Annotated in this window: 9 protein-coding genes; 3 read left to right on the top strand and 6 right to left on the bottom strand. The window is 56.7% G+C overall.

Annotated elements, in window-relative coordinates; all coding sequences use genetic code 11:
- Positions 1 to 93 precede the first annotated feature (93 nt).
- Positions 94 to 1,800, bottom strand: coding sequence for a LeoA/HP0731 family dynamin-like GTPase (locus tag ACLEJU_RS10305; protein ID WP_435422966.1), 1,707 nt, complete (start codon positions 1,798 to 1,800; stop codon positions 94 to 96).
- Entirely contained in the window at positions 1,797 to 4,001 is a 2,205-nt protein-coding gene (locus ACLEJU_RS10300) for a hypothetical protein (protein ID WP_435422965.1), read from the bottom strand. Before ACLEJU_RS10300 ends, ACLEJU_RS10305 begins: the two co-directional genes overlap by 4 nt.
- Before the next feature lie 764 nt (positions 4,002 to 4,765).
- Here ACLEJU_RS10300 and ACLEJU_RS10295 point away from each other — a divergent pair.
- From ACLEJU_RS10295 to ACLEJU_RS10285, 3 genes are all read left to right on the top strand, one after another.
- Positions 4,766 to 4,957: a hypothetical protein gene (locus tag ACLEJU_RS10295; RefSeq protein ID WP_435422964.1), complete on the top strand. Its 192-nt coding sequence runs from the start codon at positions 4,766 to 4,768 to the stop codon at positions 4,955 to 4,957.
- Positions 4,958 to 5,139: 182 nt separating this feature from the next.
- Positions 5,140 to 5,388 carry a hypothetical protein gene (locus ACLEJU_RS10290; RefSeq protein WP_435422963.1) on the top strand — a complete coding sequence of 83 codons (249 nt, stop codon included), beginning with the start codon at positions 5,140 to 5,142 and terminating at the stop codon, positions 5,386 to 5,388.
- Positions 5,389 to 5,622: 234 nt separating this feature from the next.
- Entirely contained in the window at positions 5,623 to 6,189 is a 567-nt protein-coding gene (locus tag ACLEJU_RS10285) for a hypothetical protein (protein WP_435422962.1), read from the top strand.
- Between the two features lie 447 nt (positions 6,190 to 6,636).
- Here ACLEJU_RS10285 and ACLEJU_RS10280 read toward each other — a convergent pair whose 3' ends face one another.
- The 4 genes from ACLEJU_RS10280 to hsdR all read right to left on the bottom strand — a co-directional run bounded on the left by ACLEJU_RS10280 (position 6,637) and on the right by hsdR (position 13,433).
- A complete protein-coding gene (locus ACLEJU_RS10280) occupies positions 6,637 to 7,725 on the bottom strand; it encodes an endonuclease NucS domain-containing protein (protein WP_435422961.1) in 1,089 nt (362 codons plus the stop codon).
- 35 nt (positions 7,726 to 7,760) lie between these two features.
- Entirely contained in the window at positions 7,761 to 9,503 is a 1,743-nt protein-coding gene (locus tag ACLEJU_RS10275; RefSeq protein ID WP_435422960.1) for a restriction endonuclease subunit S, read from the bottom strand.
- Positions 9,500 to 10,969 (bottom strand): type I restriction-modification system subunit M, encoded by a 1,470-nt coding sequence (locus tag ACLEJU_RS10270; protein WP_248670377.1) that lies wholly within the window; start codon positions 10,967 to 10,969, stop codon positions 9,500 to 9,502. Before ACLEJU_RS10270 ends, ACLEJU_RS10275 begins: the two co-directional genes overlap by 4 nt.
- Positions 10,970 to 11,069: 100 nt before the next feature.
- Complete coding sequence (hsdR, locus tag ACLEJU_RS10265; RefSeq protein WP_435422959.1) at positions 11,070 to 13,433, bottom strand: EcoAI/FtnUII family type I restriction enzme subunit R; 2,364 nt, start codon at positions 13,431 to 13,433, stop codon at positions 11,070 to 11,072.
- Between the last annotated feature and the right edge of the window lie 265 nt (positions 13,434 to 13,698).

The following is a 13,698-nucleotide window of genomic DNA, read 5'->3' as shown; positions in this document are numbered from 1 at the left end:
CACCACCGGCATGTTGGCGATGGGCCGCAGCGCGGCCTCATCTTCCCGGTTGACGCCCACGGCCAGAACGCATGGATGGCCTGGGCGCGAACCTTAGCTCTCGATGCGGGTGAACTGCGCCTCGATCAACTCACCGCTTTGACGCCACTCCTGGAACTGCCCACGCAGCTGGTTCTGCGTCTGGATAGCAGTCTCAACGTCTGCCGCATTGCTCTGAAGCGAGGCATAGTCCGGGAAGAACTGCGTCTCGAAGCTCGGGTGGTTGATCAACGCCAGCAGCTCTTCACGCTGTTTGTTGAAGTTTTCCACCATTTCGCCAATGGCAGACCTGAACTGCTCTTCGCGCTTATTGCGCTCGTAGCTGTCCCAGGCCTCGAGCGCCAGGCCCGCCACCGACAGGATGCCATTGAGGTTCTTGGCCAGGTTCACGGCGCCCCAAGGCTTGAACTTGAGCGTCTTGGCCAGGTCCACGCCAAACGTCTTGGCCACGCTGACGATGCCATCGCGGGCAGCCAGAATGCTGCCGTTGTTGATCAGGTTGCCCTTGACCACATAGTTGACGCCTTGCTTGCCCAGGTTGATCACGTTGGTGTTGAAGTGGTTGATCTCTGAGTCGAAGCTCAAGCGCATGCGGCTGAGTTCCTGGCTCACACCATTGAGTTGTTGATCGAACTCATTTTGCAGGCGCGTGGTCACCATGACGCCGTCACGGCCGATCTCGCGTTCGAAGAACTCGTTGAAGGTTTCCTGGGTCAGGCCCTGGGTGCGCATGATCAACCCGGCGAAGTAGCGCGAGACGAATTCGCGCAGCCCTGAACGGACCTCTGCAATCTGGCCCTTGGCGCCTATCAGCTGGCGGCTGAGCGTGCGGCTGACGCCACTCAGGCGCTCCACTTCATCGCCCAGGCGCTGGTCGTTCAGCACCGCAACCGGCAACTCCTTGTGCAGCACATCGAGGATGACGCTCTTGCGTGCCTGCTCGACGATTGCCGCCGGGCCACCACTGGACTGAATCTTGCCCGTCGTGGCTTGTTGCAGGCTGGCGATGTGCGACAGCGCCTTGAACTGGCCCAGGCGCTCGAGCCAGTACTCGGTGCCCATGTCGAATGGGTTTGCCGCCACCGCGACGATGCTCAGTGCGGCCACCTCGGCATCCGTGGCGCCAATGGACTCGCGCAGCCGGCTTTCGACATTGTTGCGTTTGATTTGCAGGTGTTGCGTGTAGCTGGCTTCATCCTCAACGTCGGCCACCTCGTCGAAACGGCTCAACACGAACACGGTGCGCGGCAGCAAGTCGAGCGTGCGGAACAGCCAGTTCAGGTCATCCTTGTGGCTGTCCTTGATCGGGTTGGTCGAATTCATCACGTACAGCACCAGGTGGGCTTCGCTGACGTACTTGCGGGTGATGTCCTTGTACTTCTCCATGGCATCGATATCGGAGTTGTACTCTTCCTTGAAGCCGAACAGGCCGGGGGTGTCGATCAGTACGAAGTTGTTGTCGACCTCGTAGACTTTCACCTCTTTGGAGGACTCCCTCTGGCTGATGTCCATGCTGGACTTGTCCAGGCGCTCCATCCACGCCGCGGCGATGGAGGTCTTGCCTTCCGAGAAGCCACCAATCAAGGCAACCTTGAGCTTGTCATTGGCCAGGTTCTGGCTGGCATGCTCGAGCTTGCTCAGCAGGGTCGGGTCGATGTTGACGCCAAGCGCAGCACCTTGGGTGAGGAACCCGCGCAGTTTCTCCAGCAGTTTCAGTGCCTGGTTGTTCTGGTTCTGAAAGAGTTCAAGGGTCGAATTCATGCTGCAGTTCCTTGTGCTTGGAGGTCGCTGGCGATTTTTTTCAGGCCAAGATGGGCCGCGTCGAGCTTCTGGTGAATGTGTTTTGCTTGCTGCGCGGGTTGCTGCAAGGCCGTGCTGATCTGTTCGATTTTTTCTTCCAGTGGCGGCAGGGACTGCAACAGGGTTTGCCGGAAGCTGTCGCGGATGGACTCGCAGGCGCTCTCGAGGTTTTCATCGGCCGATTTGCGTTGCTGGCCTTTTTTGTAGTCGCTGTCAAAGAAGCCCCATACCGCCTTGGCAACACCGACCAGTACCCCAGCAATACCGAGCGTCATCAGCACCCAGCCAACCGGGTTCCAGAACAGCGCCGCACCACCGGCCAGGCTGGCCAGTAGGCCTATCACATTGATGCCGTTGTCGATGTCCACCTTCAGGTTGAAGTCGTTTGCCAGGCGCGCCTTGCCGATTTGCGAGTAACCGGCCATCAGGTCTTTGGCATGCGCCTCGAAACGCTGAACAATGTCACTGACATCGCTCTGGAATTTTTCAACTTGCTTGTCGAGTTCAGCGGGAAGGTTGTCTTGCAGTTTGGTTTGCTGGACCTTGAACGCATGCTCGAGCGCCGCCTTGAAGTCGTCGTTGCTGATGTTGTCATCGATGCGCGCATAGATACGATTGCGCACCGCGTCCTCGAATTCGCCGACAGCCTTTTCTCCCACATTGCGCAGGCGGCTGTTGAGCGCCTTGAATGCGATCTGCAGCTGGTCGCAGGCATTTTGGCCTTCCTCATGCAGCTTCTTCGCCAATGGGGCAAATTGCGTCATCTGGATCGCCTTGACCTCTTTGCTGACGTCGGCCACTGCGAGCTGAACCTTGTTCATGTTCGAACGACGGATCTTGGCTTTCACATCTGTGACCAAATCACGTGTCAGGTGCTGGTAGAACTGCTTGATCCCGGACTTCTCCAGCAATGCATCCGGCGGCATGGCATCGAGGAACTTCTTGCGGCTGAGCGCAGCCGTCGAGCGCGGCACCAGGCAATCTGCGGCGGCATAGAAGGCGGGCAGGGCGCAGAGGGTCATGCTGCGCTGGTAGTGCTCGGTCAGTTGCCCGCGCATGACCTTGTCCAGGTCGTCGAGGCTGGCCTGCTCGTCAGCGCTCACAAGCGAAGGCTTCTGCAGGGCTATCGGGTTTGTGATGCGTTTGTTGTAGAGCGTCCAGACTTCGGTCTGTGCATCCAGTTGCGCCTTGATCTTTTCCAGGGTGCCTGGTCGGCCGGCATCACCGGTTTGTGGTGGCGCCGCCTTGGACGTTACGTAGAATACCGCATGGGCGCGCTTGACCGCTTTGCTGATCTGTTCGCTGACCTTGGTCTCGTCGCCCTCGATACCGGGAACGTCGAGCAGCTGAAAATGCTGCCCGTCAGCGTCGAAGGTGTACGCCTGGGTTTGCCGGGTGAAGTCGGCGCGGCCATCACCGATGATGGTACCGTCCTCGTAGTCGGCCAACTGCTGCAGACTGCCCATGGCTGTTGCATGGCGTTGGCGGTTTTCGCCGAGCTGGCGCTGGACATCCTCGCTCTGCTGACGCACCTGGGCCAGCTCGGCCTCACGCTGCACCGGCAGCACGGCGGCACCGGCCTGCAACTGCACCAGTGCGATTTCCTCGGGAAGCTTGCGCAGCAAGTTGAGAATTCGCTGGAAAAGGCCTGCGTTGCGCTTTTGCTCGTCGATCCGCGCGCTCAGGGCATCTTCCTGCACCTGTTGTTCAACCTGACGCTGGTCATGGCGCGCATTGACGGCTGCCAGTTCGCTTTCGCTCTGCGCCACGCGCGTGCTCAGTGACTCGATTTCAGCTTCCAGTGTCTGGAGCGCCGTTTCGCTCAGCCCCGACTGCTGTTGCAGCTCTTTGAAACGCTGGCGCTGCGCCTGCTTGGTGTTTTCGTTGAGCAGAATGCGCAAGGTTTCGATCAACGTCGACTTGCCTGCGTTGGTCTCACCGTAGAACGCAACGGTGAAAGTCTTGTGCTCGGCGTTTTCCTTCAGGTCGTTGATGGCTTTGATCAGCGCCTGTTCGATGTCCTTGAGCCTGTTCTGTGCTTCTGCCTGAGCCGAGGCAAGCTTAGGATCGTCGACATTGCGCGCCAACGCTTTGAGCAAGGTGCTGACGTGCTCTATCAACTTGAGATAGAGGCCCTCGGGGAGGTCTTCAGCAGCAGTCATGATGTCTTCCTGTTTGACTTGTTGGGTTTGCATGGCGAAGTAATCGGCTTACGCGCGGCATAGGGAAAGGGGGAGTGATAGAGGCTTGGCTAGCCTACGAGCAGTCACGCAACTGGTTACGGTTCAGCACTATGTGTCTTTATTCTTTACGTATTGTGTCGGCAGGGCTGCGCAGAACGTGAGAGACCTCAGCATTGCACATTGAAACCCGCTCAATTTGTTTACCTGTATGAACAGACAACGTCGACGTAGCGTGGCAATTTGCCTAGGGTATGGCCATTGGACACCACCTGCAAGGTTGCCGGTATGACGCGTGAACGGCGTTCCAGCATCCTTTCTGTTCGAAGAGGTCATGCCATGAAGAATCTGTTCGCAATTGTTGGCGTTGTTGTCGTTGCCAAGAAGGGCTACGAGTTTGTCCGTGAATACTTGGCGATGAAGCAAGAGCTGGAAAAGCGCGCCACTGATCCGGCCTGAGACAGGGCCGCAAGTTCGACCGCATCGTTTGTTATCAGCTCGCCAAGGGTGCCGCCGCCAATGCCCAGACCACCTCATCCGTTTACCTTCAGCTGTTCCAGATGCCGCTGGCATGCCACGACGATACCGGCCAGTGATGCGTTGTATGAGGGACGAGACTGGTTCTCGACCTGCCCTTCATGCCAGAACACCCAGCTGCAGGTCCGGGCTGCCAAGCAGCTGGAGATACTCAAGGCGAAGCTGTTGCGACCGTTCGGTTGACGAGCACTTTGTCAGTGGGGTTCATGATGAGTAACGAACAGGAACGAGGCGACTCGGATGACCCTCTCGCCCCGCAGGCTGAAGATGAGGCCGAGTACAGCGAAGCGTTCGCGGCAATGATTCTGGCGCAGGAGCAGGGTGACTTTGAAGAAATTGACCCTGATGACCTACTCGCCTTGCTCGAGCGTATGTTGATCGAGGCTCGGAACGGTAAGTAAGCAGTGGCAACCGCAGGACGATTCTGATCACTGCGATGGTGCTATAGTGCCACTACTGGTGAGGGGCAAAACAAGCAGTTGTCCCCGGTACAGGCACTTCAAGCTCTGTGTGTCACGTTCAATTCACTGTGTCACGGCGTACAGCCTGTGGCGTTTATTGTCTGAAGCAAGGGAAGACTGATATGACGATCGAGAAAATGGTTGGAATCGGGGTGGCGGGCAATGAGCTTTCGAAAACCATTACCGGTACGGATGAAGTGAGTATCGGCAGAACTGCCGTGGCCGCGGGTTCTGGCGCTGCAATTGGTGCCGTCGCAGCCGGCACGCTGACCGTTGGGGCTGCCGTAGTAGGCGTTGCAGCTGCACCGGTTGCGATACCGCTGGCTGTAGGCGGTGCAATTATTGCTGGCATCGCAAGCCTGTTTGATTGATCAAGTGGGTAAAGGCAGGTTGATTGACCTGCCTCTACCCTTGCAGAAACGCTGCGATGGCCAGGTTGTTTCTGGTCGCAGCGTCTCGGCAGAATGCCTTCTATGACCCCATCGCTGCCCCCCTGTTTCCCCGTGATTCTTCTTCGTCGAACCCTGCGTCGCCTGTCCTTTGGAGCATTTGCACAGGCTTCCGATTGATGCAGGGAGACCATTTTCCGTTTGAGGGCATTGCACATGCAGGACGTTTTCCAGCTAGAACCGACGACCCAGATAGACCGGGCACAGTCGTATATTCGTGCATACCCGCACATTCTGGCCGCGCTGCAATCGCGCAAGGAACTGGACGAACAGGACTTCGTTTGTGCCGCACATATGGTTTACGGGTGGATGCCGACCATTCTGGAGATACATGCCAGTGAGTCTCTCGATGTGCGCCAAGGCGCGGCGCTGCTCAACAAGGCGCGAGCCGAGGGTTGCCTCAGCGAGGTTGAAATCGGGCAGCTTGCCCAGTTGGTCAACCGATCGGTGGTGGGGGCGTCCAAGCTGTTGCACTTTGTGAATCCTAAGGAATTTGCGATTTGGGATTCGAGGATTTATCGATTCATGCATTTGAAGGAGCCGCATCAGTATCGGGTGAACAATGTGGCTGAGTATGGAAGGTATCTGGGGCGGCTGCGGGAGTTGCGGAAGGATGGGCGGTTTGGTGGGCTTCATGAATCGGTGAATGGCAAGATGGGGTATGCGGTTTCTGGGGTGCGGGCGTTGGAGGTGGTGATGTTTGTTAATGGGGTGGGGCGGTAGGAGAGGTAGGTTTCTTTGGGGGGAAGTCAGGGAGCGAAGTGGGGGGGGGGCGTTGTTGAACGATTATTGGTGGGGCCGGGGGGATTTGAATTTTGAGTTCATCTAATTGATTTTCTGGCCTATTTGTTATCCTTGTTAGATACGTGGAATACCGTTTGGAATGCCATTTGCGCTGAACGCAAGGTAAAGCTTCGGGGATCGTTATCTGATTATCCAAATTATCTAGGGTGGGCTCGAATTGAGCAGAGTGCCTAATCCGTTTCCTGTCAACGAGTCGGAAGCACGGCACCCCCAAGAATGGAGCCTGCCATATCCACCACTATCTTAGCCAAGGTGATTTCCGCGACCGTCCGCCAGACTTGTTATCCTTTTGGCTGGGCAGATTACCGGTGGTGATTTAGATCGCTAGGTGCCAGAGCCGATAGCTTGTCCGGATGAGTCGAATGATCATTGCGACTTATTGAGCAAACGAACCTTCAACCGCTCTATCGTCCAACGCCACTTGGGTGTGGTTGGGCGGCAGACGGTATTTTGGTTACCGAACAGACCGACTTCCTTGATGGCCTGTTCAACCGGCACGGTCTGCAGCCATTCCACAGGCACGAAGTACTCGCACAGCTCTGGGTCGTTGCTGTATTCGGCGTGGTAGGTACCACGTTTGGCGGCTTGCAGCACCGGCGTGTCGACGCCGTTGTAGGGCACGGTGAAGTCTGCCGCTGCTGTGGTCCGGCCGGTTACACGGCCGACACCAACGTACCCTTGCTGCGGAATGTTGACCCACACCCGGTCGCCGGGCGCGAGCATCTTCAGGCTGTTGCTGTACCAGTTGCCGCCACCTCCACAGATAAAACCGAAGGCTTGCGCATCCAGCCAAGAACGCGTCGAGCTGTGGCCAAACGAGCAATAAAACTCACCATTCCACGGCTCACTAGGGCCGTCGCTGCGGGTGTTGCTGGCATTGGCCTGGGTTTCTACGGGGTCGAGTAGCCAGGAACGGCTAATCAGTTGTTGCTCGCCCTGCCGGAACACCTGAAAGCACAGCACGTTGATGGCGATATCCCGCTCGCTGAGGTACGCCACGATACGCTCGCTGCTTGCGTCTAGCCCGGACGCGACGATGATGATCTGGTGACTCTGGTTGAGCGCCTCTTCATCCAGCGGCAGGCCGAAGTAGGCCTGAAAATCCGCCGCCAAATCGGCGTTCTGGCGATAGCGTTTGTAGATGGCGGCAATATCCTCGGCGGCCAGTTTTTCCACCCACGAGGCATAGTCCAGCGCCTGCGCCACCACATCACGCGGGGTGCGGTTGCGCTTGAGTTCGATCAGCACCAGGGAGGCATCCGGGGCGATGGCCAGCAGATCGATTCGCCCTCCCAGTCCGGTGCTTTCCTGACGGCCGATCAGCATCCACTCCTCCGACAGCAGCCGTGGCGCGCTGACGATCATGTCTTCCAGCAACTGTTCGCTGGGCAGGATGCACTCATGCAACTGGCTGGGTTGGCCACCGACCGTCCAGATTTGTGTTTTGATGGGCATGGGGCTGTCCTTAACGTAATGCAGCCTGCAAGCCGCTAGGCCACGGCTTGCTCAACCAGAGTGTTGGCCAGTTGTTCATTGAGTTGGCGGGCCTCGGTCAGGTGGGTTTTCAGTTGGTCGCAGAGGGCCATCAACTGATCGACTTTGGCGACGATGCGGTGTTGTTCTGGGAGTGGGGGTAAGGGGAACGCACACGCCCGAAGTTGGGTCATGTTGATGGATGCAAGGTTTGTGGTCTGCTTTGAAGAGCCTGCGAAATATTCTCTTGCTGAGGCCGAGTTTAGATACATCTCTGCCCAGCGTGGCTCCCAATCTGCAATCACCGCACGCGCCCGGAAAACGTGATTTTGGTGAAGGCATTCAGGTAGCTCATCACGCCAAGTTGCTGTACGCCCAACCTTGTCCCAATCACCACCTTCGGTAATCAGCAGGTCACCACTCTGAAGTAGGTATTTTTCGATTTCGTCTTCCGGGACTTCGACTTCCTTAATGTGGTCCAGCTCCAAGCGTCCACGCTGGACATTCGCCACGCGGAGGTAGGGCTTGGATAGCAGTTTGCGGCCGCCAAGTTTCCGCCCAAGGGTAACGCCGCCCGTCACGTGCAGAACTTCATCAATGGTTTGCCACTCCCAGCACGCAGGAACTTCAAAGGGTGGTTCCAAGCGCGATTCTGTAGTGAGATCCTTTTGTTTACGTGTCCTTGATTTGGCCAGATAGCGCTGCTTCGCGGTTTGAATTCGTTCCACCAGCTTACTCGCAGGCTCATCGTTAGAGTTTTGCGGTACCAGCTTACCCATTACGGCCAGTTGCAGCAGGGTTTGTTTGAGGGCGTCGACGCTGGGTTCGGTGGTGAACAGGGTGTGGAAGTGTTCGGCCAGACGTTGCCAGTTGGCGGCGAAGTCGGTGGCGTCGCTGGCTTGGGTCAGGCTGTCGAGCAGCGCTTGTACCAGTTGGGCGTGGGCGTTTTCAGCGTCGGTCTGCTGGGCCTCCAGGCGGTCGCAGAGGGCCATCAGCTCATCGACTTTGGCGACGATACGATGCTGCTCCGGTAGTGGAGCTAAAGGAATAGGGGCTAGCTTCAGTTTTTCTTGTGAAATGTTCACTTGGCTCGCAGCCATACCGGATTTGGCGTTCTCCAGATAGCTGGCCGTAGTACCAGAGTTCAGGCAAAGAGCTATGTATCGACCGTATACCCCAACCTCTACTGGATGGAAACGGATGATTTTGTCCGAAATCATGAGACGGGGTCTTGTGTTTTCGACGAAGCAAGAAATCCCTACTCTGTTGATAGGACCTGCACGAGTAAAAAGAATATCCCCAATTTTGACTTCTGCATCAGGCCGAGGCTCAAGTTTAGCTGGGAGTTCCTTGTTTTCTTCCTGAAGATAATGCATCACCTGAACAGCTGTTGTTTTCAGTACGCCCCAAACGCCATTGCTCGGAGATGGATTTGGCTCACATGCTGGACTCCAGCCAGAGTCCATACCTAATGTAATATCCGCGAGTGTCACCCAGCACCACGAGCCCGGAATTTTGGCATTCAATTCTTCCAACATCGCCCCAAAAGCCTTTTTTGGCTTTTTCAAAAGCCCAGCATCCACCAGCCGTGTCTTCTCTAATTCAATAAGATCAACCCAGTAGCTCGATTTTTTATCATCCGAAATCTGCTGTACCAACTTGCCGCGCACGGCCAGTTCCAAAATCAGTTCACGCAGTTTTTTTATTCCATTAGGTGAACCAGCTAACAAAGGGAGATTGTCAGTCAGCAGTGCGGTCATACCTGACGCTCCAGGGCTTCAGCCAGTACTGCCTTGAGCTGGTCGCGCAGGTCGCTGATTTCGCCTTGCAGCTTGGCATAGTTAAGCAGCAGTTCATTTGGGTCATGGCTGATCTGCTCACCGATATGCGGGTTTTTGCAGTCGAGGTTCCAGTTGCGGGCTTGCAGCTCTTCGATGCTGACCTGCCACGCGAATTCGTTCTCCTTCCGTGCAGAAAAGCCATCGGCCTCGCTGCCCCACCATGCTTCTTCGACGGCGAATTCTTCGATGCGCATGGGGCGGGTCTTGGAGTAGTTCTTCACGCCGGCCGGGTACTGATGTTCGTAGTACCACACCTGTTTGGTGGGTGTGCCTTTGGTGAAGAACAGCAGGTTGGTTTTGATGCCAGTGTAGGGGTTGAATACACCGTTGGGCAGGCGAACGATGGTGTGCAGGTTGCACTCGGTGAGCAGCTTTTCCTTGATGCGGCTTTTGATGCCTTCGCCAAACAGGAAGCCATCGGGCAGCACCACGGCGGCACGGCCGCCGTCCTTCAGTAACTGCATGATCAGCACCAGGAATAGATCGGCTGTTTCTCGGGTGCGGAAGGCAGCGGGGAAGTTGGTTTCGATGCCGTCTTCTTCCATACCGCCGAACGGCGGGTTAGCGACGATGCAATGCACGCGTTCGCTCGGTCCCCAGCTGATTAGTGGTTTGCTCAACGTGTTGTCGTGGCGGATCTGGCTGGGCACCTCGATGCCGTGCAGGATCATATTGGTGGTGGCCAGCAGGTGCGGCAGCGGCTTTTTCTCCACGCCGAAAATGCTGGCCTGCAGGGTGCGTTCATCCTCGGTGGTTTTCACATAGCGGCTGCGTTTGTGCTCGATGGCACAGGTGAGAAAGCCACCCGTGCCGCAGGCCGGGTCCATGACTTTTTCGTCCAGCTTGGGGTCGACCATGCGCACCATAAATTCGGTGACCGGACGCGGGGTGTAGAATTCACCGGCGTTGCCGGCGTTCTGCAAGTCGCGCAGGAGTTGTTCGTAAAGGTTGCCGAACTCGTGGCGCTCTTGGGCTTTGTTGAAGTCCACGCCTTCCTGAATCTTGTTAATCACTTGGCGCAGCAACTGGCCGGACTTCATGTAGTTGTAGGCGTCTTCAAACACGCTGCGAACCACAAAGGCCGACGGCGTGTTGCTGTATTCGTGCAGGTTCTGCAGCTGGGGGAAGAGGTTGTTGTCGATAAAGTCCTTCAGCGCATCGCCGGTCATGCCTTCCGGGTCTGCGGCCCAGGTACGCCAGCGGCAACTGTCGGGGATGGGCGACTTGTAGTTGTCGTCCATCAGTTCCCATTCCAGCTCGCGGTCATCGAAGATCTTGAGGAACAGCAGCCAGACCAGCTGACCAATGCGCTGGGCGTCGCCATCGACGCCGACGTCTTTGCGCATGATGTCCTGGATGGACTTGATGGTGGAGCTGATGGACATAACGAATTCTCAATCGGTGTGGCAAAGCGGGGGATTGTAATGGAGTTGGCTGCTTAGGTGGGCAAGGCTCCGCCGTTGCCCACCCTACGGGTAGAGAGGATTAACTGGCGTACAGCGCGTCTTCCAGTTCATGGATAGCTTTGTTGTAGCCAGCTTTGCCGCCAAAGGCTTTAACCAGTTCGACGGGGGCACCGAGCTGGTTAAAAGGATCGAGCAGAAGGATCTTGATGTCTTCGATGTGCTCAATGCCGGTGTCGGCGTATTTATCCAGCAGCGCTTCCAGCACCTGGCGGGCTGCACCGGAGTACTTGGCGAAGTAGTTACGCTTTTTCACCTGTTCGGCGCGCTCTTTACGCGACAGCGGCGGTTGGTCGAAGGCGACGTGGCAGATCAAGTCAAACGGATCGAGTGGCTTGCCTTGTTTCTTTTCCACCTCTTCGGCCAGGGCCTCCCACATCACGCCTTGGGCTGCCATTTCGTCGATGATGGCCTTTTTCTGCTCGGCATCACTCCAATGGCGCAGAAAATCGTCCAGCGAGGCGAACTGTTTTTGTACGCAGGTGCGGGTGTAGTCGTGCAGCGATTCGGTGATCAGTCGGCCATCCGGGCCGTAGTACTGCACACGCTCGGCGATGACATAAATCGGGATGCTGTCGATGATGTACTTGATGCGCCTCTTGCCGTCTTCCTCGCCGGTAAAGTCCAGATCATCACCTTCTCCATCGCTGCCTGCGCTGATGCCATCGCCTTCAAGTAAATCGTCGGGCGGGACTGGCGGCTCGCTGCCTTCGGGGGCGTAGACCACCACCGGGTCACCGTCGAAGGCCGGGTCGGCAAACAGCTCGGTCGCTTTCTTGAAGTCCATGATGGTGAACCAGTATTTGGCGAAGTCTTCATTGATGCGGGTGCCACGGCCGATGATCTGCTTGAACTCGGTCATCGACTTGATGTGCTGGTCGAGCACGATCAGCTTGCAAGTCTGCGCATCAACACCGGTGGTCATCAGCTTGCTGGTGGTGGCGATGACCGGGTAGCGCTCTTCCGGGTTGATGAAGTTATCCAGCTCGGCCTTGCCTTCCTGATCATCGCCGGTGATGCGCATGACGTACTTGCGGTTCTCAGCCACGCGCTCGGGGTTGAGGTTGAGCAAGGCCTGGCGCATACGCTCGGCGTGATTGATATCGTCGCAGAAGACGATGGTTTTCAGGAACGGGTCGGAGGCCTTGAGGAACTCGGTGACCTTCTGCGCCACCAGTAGGGTACGCGCCTCGATGACCAGGGTGCGATCCATGTCCTTGAGGTTGTAGATGCGGTCTTCGATCAGCTCGCCATTCTTGTCGAGCATGCCCTTGGGTGGGCGCCAGCCTTGCAGGTCTTTGTCGAAGTCTATCCGCACCACTTTATAGGGCGCGAGAAAACCGTCCTCGATGCCCTGTTTGAGGGTGTAGCTGTAAACCGGCTCACCGAAGTAGGTGATGCTGGACACCTCTTTGGTTTCCTTCGGTGTTGCGGTGAGGCCAACATGGGTGGCGTTGGAGAAGTAGTCAAGAATCTCGCGCCAAGCGGAGTCCTCGGCGGCGCTGCCTCGGTGGCATTCGTCGATCACGATCAAGTCGAAAAAGTCGCGGGAGAACTGCTTGTAGACGTTCATCTCTTCTTCAGCGCCAGTCACCGCCTGATAGAGCGACAGGTAGATCTCGTAGGAGGTGTCTATCTGGCGCCTCGCGATTTTGGTCATCGCCTGGCCGAAGGGCTTAAAGTCGTTGTTCTTTGTCTGGTCGACCAGGATGTTGCGGTCGGCAAGGAACAGGATTCTTTTTTTCTGTTTTGATTTCCACAGTCGCCAGATGATTTGAAAGGCGGTGTAGGTTTTTCCGGTGCCAGTTGCCATTACCAGCAGGACACGGTCCTGGCCACGCGCTACCGCCTCAACAGTGCGGTTGATGGCGTTCATTTGGTAATAGCGCGGCATGCGGCCGGAGCCGTCGTCGTAGTAGGGCGCTTCTATCTTGTGTTGAGCAGCATTGTCCAATCCCTTCCATTGGCAGTAGCGGTGCCAAAGTTCGGCAGGACTAGGGAACTGATCCAGGGAAAGTTCCGTTTCGACCTTGCTGCCTGTCCCACTGCGATCATGAAAGAGGAAGCCATCGCCATTGCTGGAGAATACGAACGGCACATCCAACGCTTCTGCATAGCCAAGAGCTTGCTGCATACCGGAGCCAATCGAGTGCTTGTTATCCTTCGCCTCGATCACAGCGATGGGCAGGTTGGCTTGGTGGTAGAGAATGAAGTCTGCACGGCGTGCTTCGCCCCGGCTGTGAAGCTTGCCACGGACCATAATCCGGCCTTTGGTGAAACTGACTTCCTCACGCACCTGTTTGTGCATGTCCCACCCAGATTGCTGGATAGCTGGGGCGATGTATTTACTACAGATGTCCCGCTCGGAAAGTGATTTCTTGTCCATGGCTGACCGTATCCCTATGACATGCTGCGGACTTTATCAGAAGAGATAGAGGCATGCTGCCAGTATCAGAAGCGGGGCTCTCAGTTCGATCCTCCGACCTGCATATGCCCTGATGACGGTCGAAACCGTGGATTTTCTTACCGACGAGGTAGCGGTCGTACGGTCAGCGGGATTGATACCGGATCCCCTCGAATCGTCTAACTCGACGCGCCTCTGTCCGACTTTGAGCCCGTCTTGTGAGGTCAATTGCTAGGCCTTGCAGGAA

This window comes from Pseudomonas sp. SMN11 (assembly GCF_052041945.1).
Lineage (GTDB): Bacteria > Pseudomonadota > Gammaproteobacteria > Pseudomonadales > Pseudomonadaceae > Aquipseudomonas.
The sequence above is the reverse complement of the archived record's forward strand: the minus strand, read 5'-3'. Positions and strand labels throughout refer to the sequence as shown.

Bases quoted from the DNA above. Each gene is read 5' to 3' on its own strand.
- ACLEJU_RS10305 (WP_435422966.1), bottom strand. From the start codon at position 1,800: ATGAATTCGACCCTTGAACTCTTTCAGAACCAGAACAACCAGGCACTG.
- ACLEJU_RS10300 (WP_435422965.1), bottom strand. From the start codon at position 4,001: ATGACTGCTGCTGAAGACCTCCCCGAGGGCCTCTATCTCAAGTTGATA.
- ACLEJU_RS10295 (WP_435422964.1), top strand. From the start codon at position 4,766: ATGAGTAACGAACAGGAACGAGGCGACTCGGATGACCCTCTCGCCCCG.
- ACLEJU_RS10290 (WP_435422963.1), top strand. From the start codon at position 5,140: ATGACGATCGAGAAAATGGTTGGAATCGGGGTGGCGGGCAATGAGCTT.
- ACLEJU_RS10285 (WP_435422962.1), top strand. From the start codon at position 5,623: ATGCAGGACGTTTTCCAGCTAGAACCGACGACCCAGATAGACCGGGCA.
- ACLEJU_RS10280 (WP_435422961.1), bottom strand. From the start codon at position 7,725: ATGCCCATCAAAACACAAATCTGGACGGTCGGTGGCCAACCCAGCCAG.
- ACLEJU_RS10275 (WP_435422960.1), bottom strand. From the start codon at position 9,503: ATGACCGCACTGCTGACTGACAATCTCCCTTTGTTAGCTGGTTCACCT.
- ACLEJU_RS10270 (WP_248670377.1), bottom strand. From the start codon at position 10,969: ATGTCCATCAGCTCCACCATCAAGTCCATCCAGGACATCATGCGCAAA.
- hsdR (WP_435422959.1), bottom strand. From the start codon at position 13,433: ATGGACAAGAAATCACTTTCCGAGCGGGACATCTGTAGTAAATACATC.